This is a genomic window from Bacillus sp. SRB_8 (assembly GCF_003264205.1).
In the GTDB taxonomy this organism is placed as follows: domain Bacteria; phylum Bacillota; class Bacilli; order Bacillales; family Bacillaceae_G; genus Bacillus_A; species Bacillus_A mycoides.
Genome location: NZ_NADT01000021.1, coordinates 54,875 through 72,178 on the forward strand (window position 1 = coordinate 54,875; position 17,304 = coordinate 72,178).

At 36.1% G+C, this 17,304-nt stretch carries 14 protein-coding genes and 1 riboswitch; of the genes, 8 read left to right on the top strand and 6 right to left on the bottom strand.

Features of this window, described 5'->3' with window-relative positions:
• Positions 1-198: 198 nt before the first annotated feature.
• Both B5P40_RS20245 and B5P40_RS20250 read right to left on the bottom strand, forming a co-directional pair.
• Positions 199-2,199, bottom strand: coding sequence for an ABC transporter ATP-binding protein (locus tag B5P40_RS20245; protein WP_002188440.1), 2,001 nt, complete (start codon positions 2,197-2,199; stop codon positions 199-201).
• On the bottom strand, positions 2,196-3,956 hold the full coding sequence (locus tag B5P40_RS20250) for an ABC transporter ATP-binding protein (RefSeq protein WP_113709750.1): 1,761 nt from the start codon (positions 3,954-3,956) through the stop codon (positions 2,196-2,198). Before B5P40_RS20250 ends, B5P40_RS20245 begins: the two co-directional genes overlap by 4 nt.
• 627 nt (positions 3,957-4,583) lie before the next feature.
• Here B5P40_RS20250 and gapN point away from each other — a divergent pair.
• From gapN to B5P40_RS20285, 5 genes are all read left to right on the top strand, one after another.
• A complete protein-coding gene (gene gapN, locus B5P40_RS20265) occupies positions 4,584-6,023 on the top strand; it encodes an NADP-dependent glyceraldehyde-3-phosphate dehydrogenase (RefSeq protein WP_002010835.1) in 1,440 nt (479 codons plus the stop codon).
• 177 nt (positions 6,024-6,200) lie between these two features.
• Positions 6,201-6,382, top strand: a riboswitch (Lysine riboswitch).
• Between the two features lie 146 nt (positions 6,383-6,528).
• On the top strand, positions 6,529-7,953 hold the full coding sequence (locus B5P40_RS20270) for an amino acid permease (RefSeq protein WP_002010833.1): 1,425 nt from the start codon (positions 6,529-6,531) through the stop codon (positions 7,951-7,953).
• A gap of 60 nt (positions 7,954-8,013) precedes the next feature.
• On the top strand, positions 8,014-9,213 hold the full coding sequence (locus tag B5P40_RS20275; protein WP_002188438.1) for an ABC transporter permease: 1,200 nt from the start codon (positions 8,014-8,016) through the stop codon (positions 9,211-9,213).
• Positions 9,214-9,495: 282 nt separating this feature from the next.
• Positions 9,496-10,011: a type 1 glutamine amidotransferase domain-containing protein gene (locus B5P40_RS20280; RefSeq protein ID WP_002029999.1), complete on the top strand. Its 516-nt coding sequence runs from the start codon at positions 9,496-9,498 to the stop codon at positions 10,009-10,011.
• Positions 10,012-10,262: 251 nt separating this feature from the next.
• Complete coding sequence (locus B5P40_RS20285; RefSeq protein ID WP_002010828.1) at positions 10,263-10,466, top strand: hypothetical protein; 204 nt, start codon at positions 10,263-10,265, stop codon at positions 10,464-10,466.
• A 51-nt stretch (positions 10,467-10,517) separates the two neighbouring features.
• On the opposite strand, the gene B5P40_RS20290 is transcribed toward B5P40_RS20285, so the two are convergent.
• The gene (locus tag B5P40_RS20290; protein ID WP_113709751.1) at positions 10,518-11,780 is read right to left on the bottom strand and encodes an MDR family MFS transporter; all 1,263 of its coding nucleotides are present in this window, start codon (positions 11,778-11,780) and stop codon (positions 10,518-10,520) included.
• A 251-nt stretch (positions 11,781-12,031) separates the two neighbouring features.
• On the opposite strand from B5P40_RS20290, the gene B5P40_RS20295 reads away from it, so the two are divergent.
• Positions 12,032-13,771, top strand: coding sequence for an SgrR family transcriptional regulator (locus B5P40_RS20295; protein WP_002188434.1), 1,740 nt, complete (start codon positions 12,032-12,034; stop codon positions 13,769-13,771).
• Positions 13,772-13,803: 32 nt separating this feature from the next.
• Positions 13,804-14,322 (top strand): general stress protein, encoded by a 519-nt coding sequence (locus tag B5P40_RS20300; RefSeq protein WP_113709752.1) that lies wholly within the window; start codon positions 13,804-13,806, stop codon positions 14,320-14,322.
• Positions 14,323-14,376: 54 nt separating this feature from the next.
• Here B5P40_RS20300 and B5P40_RS20305 read toward each other — a convergent pair whose 3' ends face one another.
• Positions 14,377-14,925 (bottom strand): NAD(P)H-dependent oxidoreductase, encoded by a 549-nt coding sequence (locus B5P40_RS20305; RefSeq protein WP_088038590.1) that lies wholly within the window; start codon positions 14,923-14,925, stop codon positions 14,377-14,379.
• 19 nt (positions 14,926-14,944) lie between these two features.
• A complete protein-coding gene (locus B5P40_RS20310) occupies positions 14,945-15,484 on the bottom strand; it encodes an ester cyclase (RefSeq protein ID WP_113709753.1) in 540 nt (179 codons plus the stop codon).
• A gap of 169 nt (positions 15,485-15,653) precedes the next feature.
• Here B5P40_RS20310 and B5P40_RS20315 point away from each other — a divergent pair, with 169 nt between their 5' ends.
• On the top strand, positions 15,654-15,992 hold the full coding sequence (locus B5P40_RS20315; protein ID WP_002188429.1) for a winged helix-turn-helix transcriptional regulator: 339 nt from the start codon (positions 15,654-15,656) through the stop codon (positions 15,990-15,992).
• Positions 15,993-16,045: 53 nt separating this feature from the next.
• Here B5P40_RS20315 and B5P40_RS20320 read toward each other — a convergent pair whose 3' ends face one another.
• Positions 16,046-17,248, bottom strand: coding sequence for an MFS transporter (locus B5P40_RS20320; RefSeq protein ID WP_002140503.1), 1,203 nt, complete (start codon positions 17,246-17,248; stop codon positions 16,046-16,048).
• Positions 17,249-17,304: the final 56 nt, after the last annotated feature.

The window sequence follows — 17,304 nt, forward strand, 5'->3', positions numbered from 1 at the left end:
TTCTTCATAATCAAACAAAATGGAAAAATAGCGCTACATACAAAAAATAAGTAACATTTTTTAATATAGCATTTATAAAGAAAAAGGTAAAACAATACCTACTTATTTATAAGTTTTTCAGCCGGTGAAATATATTAACTTCTAAGCGGACAATCCGATCAAAAAAGAACTTGCGAAAATCGCAAGTTCTTCTAAAAATTAAGCACTCTGGTTTCCTTCCATTTGCGTTTTATACATATCGTAATAACGCCCGCGCTTTTTCATTAATTCATCATGGGAACCTTTTTCCAAAATCGTTCCTCTATCAAGCACAATAATTTGATCAGCGCTCTTAATTGTTGAAAGACGATGAGCGATAATAAACGTCGTTCGTCCTTTCTTCACAACTTCTAGCGCTTGTTGAATCATCGCTTCTGTTTCTGTATCAATACTGGAAGTCGCTTCATCTAAAATTAAAATAGCAGGATCAAAAGCAAGTGCCCTAGCAAACGATATAAGCTGACGTTCTCCGGTTGAAAGTGTACTTCCTTTCTCCGTAATTTTTTCATCTATATTGTTCGCAAACCTTTCCGCACCAACATCACGTAACGCCTTTACGATGCGATCTTTTGAAATTTCTTCATTTTCTAAGCTTACATTGGATGCCACTGTCCCGCTAAATAAAAACGGATCTTGCAATACAATTCCCATATGTTCACGTGTTGCTTGTTTCGGCATCTCTGTTACATCGTGACCATCAATCGTAAGCTTCCCTTTTTGAAATTCATAAAACTGAAAGAGCACATTCATAATGGAACTTTTTCCTGATCCAGTATGACCGACAAGTGCCACTGTCTCCCCTTGTTTCGCTTCAAAAGAAATATTTTTTAATACTTCATCTTTTCCATTGTAAGAAAACGAAACATTATCGAATTTCACATTTCCGGTTAAGCGAGGCATACGTTCTTCTTCTACTGCCTCTCCCTTTTCCTCTAGCAATTCAAAGACGCGCTCTGATGCAACACGCGATTGCTCTAAGTTAGCAAGTTGGTTCACCATGTTCGTAATTGGCGAGAACAATCTCGTTAAATAATCGACGAAAGCATACAGTATCCCTAGAGAAAGGAGGCCAGAAGCACTTAATGAAGCACCACCGAAATACCAAATTACACCTGTAAAAGCGATGTTTCTTAATACAGACACTAAATTATGCGAAGTTGCTGCATTTAAATTTAAAATTTTATTTTGATATTTAAAATAATCACCATTTAACTCTTCAAATTCCTTCTTCGTTTCATGTTCTTGACGAAATGCTTGAATAATTGGCATCCCTTGAATTGATTCATTCACTGTTCCGTTAATATCCGATAAACGCGAACGCATTTTATGATTGTATACAGACGCATACTTTCTATACATAATCGCCCAAACAATTAAAATTGGGATGATGAGTAAGCATAGTGCCGCCAGTTTTACATCAAGTAAAAATAGCGCAGCGAAAATCCCGATAATATAGATGATACTAGAGACGAATGTCGCAAGCACTGTTACATATAAATCACGAATCGCTTCTGTATCATTCGTTACACGCGATACAATTTTCCCTGCTGGTAAATGGTCAAAATAACGAATTGGCAACGTTTGAATATGGGAAAAGACGTCTTCCCTCATAATTTGAATAATTTTGTTTGCCGCCTTCTGTAAGAAGAACTGCTTTCCGTATGCAAATAATGATACGACTACTAATAAAGCGAAATATCCACCGCCAAGTAGTAATAACCTATTTATTTCTGGTTTATAAAACGCAAATACTTCTTCTTTCGTTAAGGCTTTCGATTTATACACTTGCACTGCCTTACCACTTTGTACTGTAAGCACATCACCCTTAACAGAACGAGTTCCTTCAAGCGTTATTTTATTCGGTACAAAATAGTACTGAAAACCAACTTGAATCACTCGGACTTCTTTCCCTTTTTGCTCACCTTGTTCAAAGCGATCACTTCGCTTATAAAAGGCGCCATTATATGAAACAGCATCCTCACTCTTTTCTGTTTCATACCAGGGTCTCTCTATTCCAACGATATGCTCATCGATCATCGTTTTTGCGACGAAAGGACCCGCGAGTTCTGCAATAACGAAAACAAATAGCATCGCCATCGCTGCAAAAATCGGCCCTTTTACTTTCATCGCGTATTGAAACAATCGTTTTGAAACACTCATATTTTCACCCCACTATCCGTACTTTCACTTTCACCTTGTTGTCTTTCGAACTGCTCTGCATACCAGCCCCCATTTCGAACGAGCGCTTCATGCGAGCCTTCTTCAATAACCTCACCGTTATCCATAACGAGAATCCAATCAGCATGCTGCACTGCTGACAAACGATGCGTCGTTATAATCGTCGTCTTCCCGCTTCTTTCTGTTCGTATATTTTCAATAATTGCTGCTTCTGTACGAGCATCAACAGCTGATAAAGAATCGTCCAAAATTAAAATTTCCGGATTTTGAATAACAGCCCTTGCAATTGAAATCCTTTGCTTTTGCCCACCTGATAAAGAAACACCTTTCTCTCCAACGAGCGTTTCTAAACCTTCCGGTAAAAACTCTAAATCTTTTTTAAACGCAGCTATTTCAATCGCTTTTTCAAGTTCTTCTTCAGTCGCTTTTCTGTTTCCGAATAAAATATTTTCCTTCGCTGTTTTTGAGAACAAAATGTGTTCCTGAGGTACATACCCAATCCAGCCAAGTACGTTATCATTCGTAATTTTATCTAGCTTCACATCAGAAACCGCAATATCCCCTTCTCCAAGTGGATATTGACGAAGAAACTGACGAACGAGCGTCGTTTTCCCGCTTCCTGTCTTCCCAACAACTCCAAGTGTCTCTCCTTGTTTTAAAGAGAACGAAACATTTTTCAAATTCGTTTCATTTGATGAAGGATATGAAAAAGTAACGTTATCAAACTGAATGTAATCTGGCTCTTGTACAACCTTTGGATCTTTCGGATTCTTTACATCCGGTTCATAAGCTAACGTTTCATTTACACGGTCGAGCGACGCATTTCCTCTTTGCATAACATTAATCAATTCACCAATTGCAAACATCGGCCAAATCATCATCCCTAAATAGACGTTAAAAGAAACGAGCTCACCAAGTGTCACCTTTGATTGGAATACGAGATATGCACCGTACACTAAACCAATTAAATAGCTAAGACCGACGAGCATTTTTACAGTTGGCTGGAATAATGCATCGATTCTTGCTACTCTCATATTTTTCTCGTATACGTCATCTCCTAAATGATGAAACCTTTCTTGATCAGCGTTCTCCTGTACATACGCACGAATAACGCGTACACCCGCAATTGATTCAAGTACTTTATCGTTCATATCCCCGAACGCATCTTGCGCGACTGTAAATCTTTCATGCAACTTCTTTCCGTATCTATTCATCGCATACGCCATAATCGGAAGCGGTATAAGCGCAGCAAATGTTAACTGCCAACTAATTGAAAAGCCCATCATACAAACGATTGTAAGCATATATAGACTAGAATCAACGAGCGTTAATATACCAAAACCAGCTGTCATGGAGATTGCTTTTAAATCATTTGTCGCTCTCGCCATTAAATCGCCAGTACGATTTTTTTGATAAAACGTCGGTGTCATCTTAAGTAAGTGCCCCATAAATTTTGAACGCATCGTTTTCTCAAGTACGAACGCACCGCCAAATAGTTGGTGCTGCCAAATGAAAGTAAGTACATACCCACCAATCGTTACCCCAAGTAAAATAAGAATATATTGCATAATCGCCTCATTCGTTAAGGCTCCCGTTTTAATATTATCAATTGTAATTCCTAACACTTTCGGTGGAATTACCTCTATCACGTTTACAATTAAAAGTACCCCAATTGCAATACTATACCTTTTCCAATGCTCTCTAAAAAACCAGCTTAACTTTAGTAATACTGAAAACAATATAACCTCTCCTTTCTCGTTCCCGTTTGATTCACATTTCTTATCCGCTATCCAAACCCATCACATTTACATTTCGTAAGCCATACAATTTCATCACATTTTTCCACCTTCCAAATTCTGATTTTTTATAGTAACAAGGAAAATAAACAAAAAAAAGCATACCGCCGCTTGACGATATGCAATAGAATGCATAAAAGCGTACGTTACGATATACGCAACGTACGCTTCTCATAAGACAAAAAGGTCCTATATATCCGCACGGGTTGCGTAATGATATGAATGTTTTCCGCCATTTAACAGAGCTAAGCCCATTACATTTACGATTACAATCATTACGCACACCCCCTTCATTTATTTTCCATTTATAATCTTACAACTTTATTGAGTATTCTGTCAATTGTTTTTTTCGCTTTAGAATAAAATAATCTTTTATCACAAAAAATAAAAGTGATGCATTCTACTTATAATTCAGTTTGAAATAAGAGAATCTTCTGTAAGAAAGGGCATACAAAATAAAAAAATAGTAAGAAATCGTTTTCACAAACATTTCATTTGAAAAATATTATCAAACCACCTACAATCACCTTATACTCACTCTTACAAGTTGCTATTTTAGGAGGACTAATCATGACAACTAGCAATACGTACAAATTTTATTTAAACGGAGAATGGAGAGAAAGCTCTTCAGGTCAAACAATCGACATTCCATCTCCATACTTACACGAAGTAATTGGGCAAGTACAAGCAATTACGCAAGGAGAAGTAGATGAAGCAATTGCATCTGCAAAAGAAGCTCAAAAATCATGGGCTGAAGCTTCTCTACAAGATCGCGCAAAATATTTATATAAATGGGCTGATGAGCTCGTAAATATGCAAGATGAAATTGCCGATATCATTATGAAAGAAGTCGGTAAAGGCTATAAAGATGCGCAAAAAGAAGTCGTTCGTACAGCTGACTTAATTCGTTACACAGTTGACGAAGCACTTCACATGCACGGTGAAAGCATGATGGGTGATAGCTTCCCTGGTGGCTCTAAATCTAAACTTGCGATTATTCAGCGCGCACCACTTGGTGTTGTATTAGCAATTGCACCATTTAACTACCCAGTAAACTTATCTGCTGCAAAACTTGCACCAGCACTTATTATGGGTAACGCTGTTATCTTCAAACCAGCAACTCAAGGTGCAATTAGCGGTGTTAAAATGGTTGAAGCACTTCATAAAGCTGGCCTTCCAAAAGGTCTTGTAAACGTAGCTACAGGACGCGGTTCTGTAATTGGTGACTACTTAGTAGAACATCCTGGTGTAAATATGGTATCGTTCACAGGTGGTACAAATACAGGTAAACATTTAGCGAAAAAAGCTGCGATGATTCCACTTGTATTAGAACTTGGTGGTAAAGATCCTGGTATCGTTTGTGAAGATGCAGACTTACAAGAAGCTGCAAAGCATATCGTAAGCGGTGCATTCTCTTACTCAGGTCAACGTTGTACAGCTATTAAGCGTGTACTTGTACATGAAAATGTAGCAGACGAACTAGCTGGCTTATTAAAAGAGCAAGTAGCTGAACTATCAGTTGGATCTCCAGAACAAAACAGCACAATCGTTCCATTAATCGACGACAAATCTGCTGACTTCGTTCAAGGTTTAATTGACGATGCTGCTGAAAAAGGTGCAACAATCGTTATCGGTAACAAACGTGAGCGCAACCTAATTTATCCAACATTAATCGACAACGTAACAGAAGAAATGAAAGTTGCTTGGGAAGAGCCATTTGGCCCAATCCTTCCAATCATCCGTGTTTCTTCTGACGAACAAGCGATTGAAATTGCTAACAAATCAGAGTTCGGTCTGCAAGCAAGTGTCTTCACAAAAGACATTAACAAAGCATTTGCAATTGCTAACAAAATCGACACTGGTTCTGTTCAAATTAACGGACGCACAGAGCGCGGCCCTGACCACTTCCCATTCATCGGTGTAAAAGGTTCAGGTATGGGCGCACAAGGTATTCGTAAGAGCCTTGAGTCTATGACTCGTCAAAAAGTAACTGTATTAAACTTAGTTTAATCTTATATGTAGCAGCTGATCTAATATTTAGGTCAGCTGCTTTTTAGTTAAAACTCTCCAGGACCTAATAACAAATTCTTCTCTATAATCTGATTATTACTATATCCATTGACGTATAAAAATACATTTGTTACTCTTAAACATGTTAATTTAATACATAAATCCTCATTCGTATCTCGGTGAGGTAGAGGTTGCAGTCATTAAGAGTATCATTTCAGGAGATGTAGTGGCATTGATGAAGAAATGAGAAAGGAATGATTGCCGAAGTAAGTCGTGTCCACCACACACGCTTGCTGGGTCTGCATTTAATAAGTGCAGAACTGTCACAAACGTTTCGTTTGTGGAGAGCTATCGAGAGGTATGTCGTGGGTTTCTTATAAGATAGAAAGCATGTAGCGGCAAATTACGTGCTTTTTTTGTTTTGTTTGGACCTTCTCTTCCTTATCAGGAAGACATACATATCTCCTCGCTTGACTTGGTTATACTAACTTTGGAGGTATTTTCTATGCAACAAAAAAAATGGGGCTTTTGGGTACTAACAGCTTTCGTTGTCGGTAACATGGTTGGCGCTGGTATTTTCATGGTGCCAAGTACGTTAGCACAAACAGCAAGCCCACTCGGTGTCACTTTAGCTTGGTTAACAACAGGGTTTGGTGTTTTAATGCTAGCTCTTGTTTTCGGTAATTTAGCAATTCGTCGTCCTGATTTAACGACAGGACCACAAAGTCATGCATATGCTTTATTCTCAACACCAAAAAGAAAGAAAATGGCTGGTTTCAGCATGGTATGGGGATATTGGGTTGCAAACTGGGCAAGTAACGTTGCCATTATTACATCTTTCGCGGGATATTTATCGCTCTTCTTCCCAATTATGAAAGATACACGACTACTATTTTCAATTGGCTCTTTCAATATAGAAGTTGGAAAACTAATTACATTTACTATTTGTTCCATCTTACTTTGGGGAACACATTTAATTTTAACAAACGGTGTAAGCGGAGCTGGGAAGCTAAACTTCTTAGCAACAACAACGAAAGTAACTGGATTCCTTCTATTCATCGTCGTTACGTTATTTGCGTTCGAAGCTTCAAAATTTGGACAATGGTACACACCAATGATCGATAAAGAAGGCGTATCACACGGTCTACTTTCACAAGTAAACTTAGCTGCTCTTACAACACTTTGGGCATTTATCGGGATTGAATCAGCCGTTCTTTTATCAAACCGAGCTACCTCTCCAAAAACGGTAAAACGCGCAACTGTTGCAGGATTACTTATCACAGTTGCAATTTACTTAGGAATTACAATTTTAACAATGGGTGTACTTCACGTTGATAAATTACAAGCTTCTGAACGTCCATTAGCAGATGCATTAAACGCTGCAATGGGTCATGGCGGCGGGAAACTTATGGCATTACTTGCTCTTACTTCCCTATTCGGTTCAATATTAGGCTGGATTTTATTAAGCTCAGAAGTACCTTATCAAGCAGCAAAAGAAGGTTTCTTCCCTTCCTTCTTCGCAAAAACGAATAAAAAAGGAAGTCCAATTCATTCACTACGATTAACAAACATTATGTCGCAAGTGTTCTTATTCTCAACATTATCAGGAACAATTGCGGAAGCTTATACATTCGTTATTACCGTATCAACACTGGCCTACCTCATTCCATATCTCGTTTCACCAATCTTCCAGTTAAAACTAGTCGCAACTGGTGAAACATATAAAAATGAAATGGGTTCAAGAATTATGGATGGTGTAGTTGCAGTTATCGCACTTTGCTATGCACTATGGGTTATTAAAACCGGCGCATCCGATATAAAAACATTTCTTCTCGGAATTGGTTTATTCGGGATTGGCTTTGCCTTCTATCCATTAATGAATCGTGATCAGAAAAAAAATAAAGAAAAGAAAAACGAGCAAGTTGCGTAACGCAATTTGCTCGTTTTTTACTTTATAAAACATATATAATAGAAAAAAGAGGTGAAAAACATGTCAATCGAATCACTATGGAGCTCTCGCTTTCAACAACATATTCAAAATGCCATCACATACTTTGCACGTATGATTAACGGTTTACTATATAGCTTCATCTTCGTCTCATGTGTAGGTGCATATTATTACGCTAAGTTTCTTAAAACGGATCCTTCTAAAGGAATATCTTTATTACTCATCACGATCGTACTTACACTCATTATAACGAGATGCCAAGTTCGCACATTTATTCAAAAACCGGACGCTGTCTATTTACTTGCATTAGAAGAGAAATTAACATCTTATTTTAAAAAATCTCTTCTATATAATTACATCATTCAGCTTTTCCCGCTTATATTTACGTTCCTTGTTATCGTACCGCTTGCCATGCAATCATTACAACTAACCGTACCTTTCTTATGTACAATCTTTATAATTTTAATGATTCTAAAGGGCTGGAACATATACATACATTGGATGTGGCGTGATAGTTATGAAAAAAGCATATGGTTTATCATTCGCATTGCTTGTAACGCCCTGATCATTTACATGCTGTTTTATACTGCAAATGTGATCGTGTTAGGCGGACTACTCTTACTTCTTGCTTTCCTACTTCTATACACGAAGAAACAACCTACAAAACGAATACCGTGGGATTACATAATCGAACAAGAAGAAAAAATGGACGTTCGTTTCTATCAATTTGCTAGCATTTTCACCGATGTTCCGCAACTAAATAAGCAAGTAAATAAAAGAAAATGGCTTACAAATTGGATTGAACCTTTATTACATAAAAAACGAGCAACTTTCTTCTATTTACATACACTAGCATTTTTACGCGGTAATGATTATTTCGGTATATATATTCGCTTAGGGTTGATCGGTACTTTCGCTCTATATTTTATTCCGAATATATATGTAAAAGGTGCTATCGCTTATATCGTCCTATATATGATTTCTATGCAGCTTCGTTCTCTATGGAAATATTTTTCGGGAAATATTATTGTAGCATTATATCCAATTGATACTGAAAAACGAATGAATCAATTTCTCCGCTTAATTTTCATATTGCTAAGCATTCAACTCATTGTATTTTCAAGTATTATACTCATTGCTACAGGGCAATTTTCACATAGTCTTATCATTATGATTATCGGGTTAATCTGGATCAAATTTATTATTGTACCAAAAACGAAGCAACGCGTTTCTTCGTTTTAACGAAAAGAATTATCTTAAAAGCCAAGGAGAAAATAAATTACCTCCTTGACTTTTTTATTTTTCTTCCTCAAACAAGAATCACTGAAACAACCGATATTTTATGATTTTTACATACAAAAACGATAATACATGTTTACGTCCTAATAAAAAGGGTATTTATTAAATTAACAGGGCAAAGGAACTGGAGGGAATGAAAAAATATGAATTAAGGTTTCACTTTATAAAAGGCGTTGCTCAAGGACGATTCTGGAACCGATTATATAATATAAGGAGCTGATTGCAATGAGTAAAAAAATTGCTATTTTAATAACGGATTATTTCGAGGACACAGAATACACAGAGCCAGTAGAAGCTTTTAATCAAAAGGGATACGAATTAACAACTATTGAAATGGAAAAAGGTAAAACGGTACACGGTAAACAAGGAAAAAGTGAAGTCGTAATTGATAAAAGTATTGATGATGTTTCTCCAGAGAACTTTGATGCCCTCTTTATACCAGGCGGATTTTCCCCAGATATACTTCGTGCAGATGAACGTTTTGTTCGCTTTAGCAAAGCATTTATGGATGCGAAAAAACCTGTTTTTGCTATTTGTCACGGCCCCCAATTACTCATCACTGCACAAACACTTGAAGGACGCGATGTGACTGGATATAAATCCATTGCGGTCGATTTGAAAAATGCCGGTGGAAATTTTCATGATAAAGAAGTGGTTGTATGCCAAAATCAGCTAGTAACAAGTAGACAACCAGAGGACATCCCAGTGTTTATTGAAGAATCATTGCGTATATTAGGATAGTTATTATAGGTTAACCAAAGTAGTTAAATAACTACTTTGGTTAACCTTTTTATTTGTAAAAACCAAAATTAACACCATATGAAACATTTCTTCATCTTTAATGATTTTTTGAGACAGCCTCTTTTTTCGTCCCAAAATTTCTAATCACTTTTCATAGGCAGTTCTCATATAGTGAAAATGACTATATAATTCCTATCCATAAGTTAAATAATGATTTTACACATATAAATAAAAAAGATAGGAGCTCTATTATGAACAACAATCCACCTGCAACGCCCCAAAACAACTCAGAAGAAAATAGCCGTGACATTAAATTGCAAACATTACGTGTCATCGGACTCATCGTCCTTATTAGTGGTTATATCCTCGTCGCTCTCTCAGAAGTAGGTGAGCTGAAAACCTTATTAACAAACCCTAACGCCAATCCTGATTTAGCTGAAGTTGATCCGTTTTAAAAATTATATAAAAAGCGAGTCCCAGTATAACTGGTTCGCTTTTATATAGTTTCATCCAATCTGAGAAACATTTCCTTCATTCTGATACTTCTCTTTCCCTATCGCCTTCATAAATAATAAAATACTGCTCATACCAACGATGAAATATAGAGTGCTCATGCCCCAAGATGCAATAAATGAACCTAACATAACTCCTAATGCACCGTTCATTTTCGCCACTTGAAAGACCATTCCGTTAATCGCCATATATGAACCTCTTGCCTCATCCGGCACCATGTCCGCCATTATAGATTGACGAACTGGCACATACATCATCTCTCCTACAGTTTGGAAAAGCCCTGCGATTAATAAGATCCATAACCTATTGCTCGTTCCGAGTATTGTAAATCCAATTGTATAAATGAACAAACCTACATATAAGATTTTCAAATCATTGAATCTTTTCAGCATTTTAATAAGAAGCGCTGAACATAACACAACTAAAATTGTATTCTCTGCCGATATCCAGCTGAGCATTCGAATACCTGTTAAATCGAATGTAAAACCATTCCCAAAGAAAAAGTGCACCGTTTCAAATTCCTTCTGTAAACGTATCCCTAAATAATTATTAATTTGAAACTCTAACGATAGTGTACATATACTTGCTGCACAAAAAATTAAAAACGCTCTATCTTTCATCACGACTTTATAACTATCTGCCATATCTTTTAATACATTTTTCTTCTCCACCGTTTTTCGTGCCACATACACTTCTTCCATATATACAGCCATCACATATAAAGTAATAACTGCAATAACTGTTAATCCGATAAACAATTGCAATCTATAGTTCTCAAATAGTAATCCGCCAAATATTGCTCCAATCGCAATTGATAAGTTAATAGCCCAGTAGTTAATGCTGTACATCACTTTTCGATTTTCAGGTGTACTCACATCTATTAACATCGCTTCCGTCGCTGGATTCATAAGTCCAGATCCTAAACTATTCACTAACATAAACACAAATGTTAGCCACGGTGAATCTACATAATCTGAGTTCGCAACTCCCATACAAGCTATGGAAACGACTTGTATACTTTGGCCGATAATCATTACTTTTTTACGACCGAGCCGATCTCCAACATACCCACCATATAAACCGATAATTAATGCAGCTAGCACATTGATGAGTAATAAAGCACCAGCAATCGCACTACCTAACTTTATTGAAAAGTAAATTGCCATAAATGGAAAAATCATTGTGGATACAGTGCGTGTTAAAAACGAAGTTATAATTCTAATTTTTATATTTCGGTGCATACTCCAAAATCCCATTGTTTCCCCCTCCTTATGCTTATTCATTTTACTTTGAAAAAGAGGAAGAAAAAGGTTAGAATATTCTAAAGAGTTTCCCCTTTTATCCCGCATTAACGGGCAGTAAGACCCCCACCTCAAAATTCAGCGAAAGCAAAGAAGTTAGGTGGGGATCAACTGCCCGTAAAAGCCCGATTAGTGAAGGCTAATAATCAGTGGGGGGCGTCCCCCACTGATTAAAGTTTCACTTTATTATAGAAGGAAGTGTATATATGAAAATTATGGACTATTACATTCGTTTAAGATTACATGCACAAGACCAACAGCATATACGAAATAGCTTACAAGAATTAGCGGATGTTTTATATTGCAGTACGAAAAACGTAAAGATTTTATTAAAGAAAATGAACGAGGAGCAATTCATTAAGTGGACACCAGGGCGTGGTCGCGGAAATAAAACAGAAATTATATTTGCACATACTTTAGCAGAAGCGATTGAATCCTATACAGATGAACTGTTGACCCAAGAAAAATTAAAAGATGTCTTTCTTCTTTTAAAAGAGCCCCTTCCTCTTGCAATTCAAAAAAAGATAGAAAATAAACTACATCATCATTTTGGATACGAACCTTCAAATGATATGTATGACATATTGAAGATCCCTATATCAAGAAAGATATTACCATTAGATCCCGCTTTTACGGCTGTAACAACAGAGGGTCATCTTATTAACCAAATTTTTGATACATTAGTCATTTATAACGATATTACAGAAAAAATGGAACCACACATTGCACATACGTGGGAATTAAGCGAAGACGGGCTTACGTGGACGTTTCATTTACGAAAAGATATATATTTTCATAACGAAACTGTTCTAACTTCTAAAGATGTACAATTTTCATTTGAAAGATTGCAGCAAGCTCAATCTCCTTACGCATGGTTAACACAGGAAATTGTTCAAATTGAAACACCATCACCACTGCAAATACGATTTCATTTAGCAAAACCTAACGTTTTTTTCTTACGTTATGTGAGTTCCATTCAACTCGCGATTTTACCACATGATGCAGTCATTCAAAATCATCATTATGTAGGTACTGGACCTTTCAAACTTGCTCATTACTCTGAAGACAATATCGTCCTCGAAGCGTTCACCCACTATTTTAAAGAGCGCGCGTTACTAGACCGTATTGAATTTTGGGGTATTCCTGATCATGTGCAAATAGATGCTGATTATGAACTACCAAATGAAGAAGAAAATGAAAGACATAATATACAAATAGAAGAAATAGGTTGTATTTATGCTAGCTTCAACTTTACAAAACCTGGTCCTCATCACGACATGTACTTTCGAAAAGCTTGGAGAGAACTATATGACGTTGAAACGATACTTCGTAGCATAGAGGGTCGACGGACAATTGCTGCATCAAGCTTTTTCCCTGAAAGAAGCCGCCAAGCTACTAAAAGGTCCTACTCTTTAGAAAAAGCAAAAGCGTATTTAAAAAAGAGCACCTATAACGGAGAAACGATACATATTTATTTCTTCGCATTTAAAGATAGTGAAAATGACGCACATTTCCTAAAAGAACGGTGTGAAAGTTTAGGTATACAAGTAGAGCTTCACCCATTTCTCGTTTCAGATTATATGGATCGTTCTATTGATAAACATGCGGATATTATTTTCATGGGGGAAGTATTTGCTACCGATCATGAAATTGCATTTTTAAATGTATTTAAAAATAAAAGTTGCTTCGTAAATCGATTCATGGACCCACACTATGCAAAACAAATTAATTGTTTACTTGATACCTTTTTATTAGAAGACAATAAAGAAAAACGGTATAAGCTCATGTATGAGATTGAAGAGTTTTTACAAGCTGAAAACATCATTTTATTTAACTATCACGTTTTAAAAAGAAAAACATACCCTTCTTCTTTAAAAAACGTAACAATTGATTCATTCGGTTGGGCGAATTTTGCGAAGTTATGGATACAGCCATCCCCGCATTAAAATGTGAAGTTTTTTATAAAAGGAGAAGAACCATGAAAAGCAACCTAGAAAAAAGGCTTTCCTATCTATACACAGGTGAGTTATTTTCAGTCATTACTTTTATTTTCACAAGTTACTTACTTAATTATGCTTATCCTACGTTACATTTATATTGCTTATATTCTTTTTGGATCTCATTTCTTCTTTTAGAGTTTATCTTATTACAAGGAACACTTTACTGGTACGTAAAGTGGAAACGACTAAAAAAAGAGAAAACATCTGTTACACCCATTAGGATGATTCAATATTTAAAAATACTTAAAAAGATAAATATAGCATTACTTATCACGGGATTTATTACGTTTACTATTGATTTTGTAATTTGGTATCCCCACTTACCTTTAGGCGGGGTATCATTCACTCTATTTATTTATATTTTTGCATTACTTGAGTACATTAACTATTATCATACTCAGCTTTCATACGATAACATCTCTGATATTAAACATTTAATCAAATCAAAAAAACTAAAACCGTCCTGTATAAGTAAAGATTTTCAACGTATTTCATGAAAGAGAAGGTACTACATCCTTAGTAGTACCTTCTTCACATACAGATACAAACTATTATTTAATTACTCTATCTAAGTGATCTTTCAAGTTCAATAAATATTGCTCAATATCCGGATTTTTCACCACATCATAACAAGCAAAACTCTTTAACGGACTCATGCCAAGAAACTTCTGCACACGATGTAAATGACTAAGTGCTGATTCTAAACTTTCTCCTTCAAAGAACTTCGTCTTATCTCCAAATGCTTTTTCAGGTGCGTTCCAAGTTGTAGAAAACATATACTGCTTCTCTTTTAATAAACCACCTGTTCCATATTCATCTGCACCTTTAAAGAACAAACCGTATTCATACACTTCATCCATATATGTTTTAAATAATCCCGGTACACTAAACCAGTAAATAGGTGTTTGATAAATTACAACATCAGCCCATAGAAATTTATCTTGTTCTTCTTTCATACTATATCCATCTTGAATCGTCGTTGTTTTCACATAATGATTCTCACTTAATACAGTTATCATATAATCAACTAACGTTCTATTTAATCGACCTTCTTTCGTACCGTATTTTTCATGTCCATTTATAATAAATATATTTTTCATCACTTTTCTCTCCTTTATTTTATTCCTCAGCTATTAACCCAAGTTGTTGTTTCAGCGTAAGATTATCTTCTAAATGCCAATCTTCCGTTATCTTGCCATCCTTCACATGCAAAATATCAATTGCAAAAAAACGAATGTTTTTACCATTATGAGTTCCTGTAAAAGAAAGACGAGCTGTTACTTTATCACTAACCACTAATAAATCTTCAATTTCACAATGTATGTCTGGAACTACTTTACGAAAGTTTTGCGCTGCAAGCTTTAATCCTTCAGTGCCTTGTGGTCGACCTTTCGGCAGTGTGTTATCGAAAAATTTTTCAGTAACCGTCTGCGGAATAAGCTCCTCTTTACCTGTATCCCAAAATGCATAAAAACGCTGAGCTGCATGCACGATTTCTGTCGCTTCCTTTTTACTTAATGAAGAATCAATTGTCATTGCTTTTGGCTTCGGCATTTCCTTTAATAACTGAATTTCATTTTTTTGCTCAACACTACATGCTACAAGCACAATACAAATGACAAAAAAACTAAGAAACATAAACAACTTTTTCATACCCATGGAAATCACCTCCTCCTCATACAAACCCTTTGTATTTCGTATTGCTATTGTATATGCACTAACTTCCTTTATGGAAGTAGTGATATTTTTTTCATATAGTTACCAAAAGTATAGTTTTGTGATACGATAAGGAAAATTCATTCAAAAAATTTTTATGGAGGCTATTTCCATGAGCAATATAGATCCAGTTGTATTAACGAAAGGTTTACCTGGTATACCTTGTCCTATCGCTAAAACTCTTGACGTAATTAGTACAAAATGGACGTTTTTAATCATTCGCGATCTTCTTATCGAAGGAACATTAAGATTTAGCGATTTACAAAAATCAATGGATGGGATTAGTCCGAAAACTTTATCGCTTCGCCTAAAAGAATTGGAAACGCAAGGGATTATAACGAGAAAAGTATACCCAGAAGTTCCGCCTCGCGTAGAGTACACGTTAACGGATAAAGGAAAGCAATTAGAGGGGATATTTATTGAATTAAAGCGGTTTGGATTAAGTTTATAAACGAAAAGCCCCTTACTATAAAAATAGTAAGAGGCTTTTCGTTATTCACTACATTACTTCGCAAAACTTTGAGCTAGTTGTTTCTCTCTCCACATAAATGTAATGCCGAGACCAACGATTAAAACAACACCTGAAAATGCATATGGATAATTAATGTTTATATCAAATAATATTCCGCCCATCGCTGGTCCTGCGATATTTCCTAAACTCGTATACGTTGAGTTCATACCAGCAACGAATCCTTGCTCTTTTCCAGCTGCTTTTGATAAAAACGTCGTTAAAGCTGGACGAAGCAAATCAAATGCTAGGAAAATAAAGCAAGTAACGAGAAGTACAATCCAATAATTAAAGACTACAGTTGAGACGAATGCTAATACTGCACCTACAATTAAACATATTTGAATTAATACTTTCTCACCGAACATGTCAACCAATTTGCCAAACATAAATACTTGCACAACTACCCCAAAGATGGAGCTAATCGTAATAATTGCAGCAATATCTTTCGGTGTGAAACCAAACTTATGATCAGAGAACAGGCTAAACACAGTTTCATATGCTGATAATCCAAATGCGAGTACAAATACAATAATAAATGCGATTGCATACATTGGATTTAATGATTTCTTTAAATCTCCGATAAAGCTGGATTCTTTCGTATTAGCTGCAATCTCTGCAAGTTCTTCTTTCGTTAACGGCTCTTTCAAAATAAATATAGAAATCACGCATGCAACAAAGGCAATCACTGCTGCCACAAAGAACGGCACACGTATACCGTATTCTGCAATAAACCCGCCGATTCCAGGCCCTATAATAAATCCGGTACTAATAGCCGCTGAAAGATATCCCATCGCCTTTGGACGTTCTTGAATAGAAGTAATATCAGCAACATATGCCGTAACACCCGGCATAATAAACGCGGCACTAATTCCGCCTAACACCCTAGCTGCATAAAGCATCCACACATCTGTACCTAATCCAAAAAGAAGCTCTGAAACACCAAAAATAAATAATCCAATGATTATCATTTTCTTCCTACCGTAAATGTCGACCCAACGACCCGTAATAGGTGAAGTAATAAGCTGCGCCATTGCAAACACTGCAACGAGATAACCCATCGTCTTTCCTGTTAAATTCATATCATTCATAAAGGACGGCATAACCGGAATGATTAATCCAATCCCTAAAAAAGCGATAAATATATTACTCAAAAGAATGATCAATACCATCTTTTGTTCTTTTATCGGTTTCTTCAATTTTTAACACCTCTTCCCGTAGTTCCTCTCAAAAATAATGCCCAAGAAGCTTTTTC

Coding starts and splice junctions, on each gene's coding strand:
- B5P40_RS20245 (WP_002188440.1), bottom strand. CDS start 2,199: ATGAGTGTTTCAAAACGATTGTTTCAATACGCGATGAAAGTAAAAGGG.
- gapN (WP_002010835.1), top strand. CDS start 4,584: ATGACAACTAGCAATACGTACAAATTTTATTTAAACGGAGAATGGAGA.
- B5P40_RS20270 (WP_002010833.1), top strand. CDS start 6,529: ATGCAACAAAAAAAATGGGGCTTTTGGGTACTAACAGCTTTCGTTGTC.
- B5P40_RS20275 (WP_002188438.1), top strand. CDS start 8,014: ATGTCAATCGAATCACTATGGAGCTCTCGCTTTCAACAACATATTCAA.
- B5P40_RS20280 (WP_002029999.1), top strand. CDS start 9,496: ATGAGTAAAAAAATTGCTATTTTAATAACGGATTATTTCGAGGACACA.
- B5P40_RS20285 (WP_002010828.1), top strand. CDS start 10,263: ATGAACAACAATCCACCTGCAACGCCCCAAAACAACTCAGAAGAAAAT.
- B5P40_RS20290 (WP_113709751.1), bottom strand. CDS start 11,780: ATGGGATTTTGGAGTATGCACCGAAATATAAAAATTAGAATTATAACT.
- B5P40_RS20295 (WP_002188434.1), top strand. CDS start 12,032: ATGAAAATTATGGACTATTACATTCGTTTAAGATTACATGCACAAGAC.
- B5P40_RS20300 (WP_113709752.1), top strand. CDS start 13,804: ATGAAAAGCAACCTAGAAAAAAGGCTTTCCTATCTATACACAGGTGAG.
- B5P40_RS20305 (WP_088038590.1), bottom strand. CDS start 14,925: ATGAAAAATATATTTATTATAAATGGACATGAAAAATACGGTACGAAA.
- B5P40_RS20310 (WP_113709753.1), bottom strand. CDS start 15,484: ATGGGTATGAAAAAGTTGTTTATGTTTCTTAGTTTTTTTGTCATTTGT.
- B5P40_RS20315 (WP_002188429.1), top strand. CDS start 15,654: ATGAGCAATATAGATCCAGTTGTATTAACGAAAGGTTTACCTGGTATA.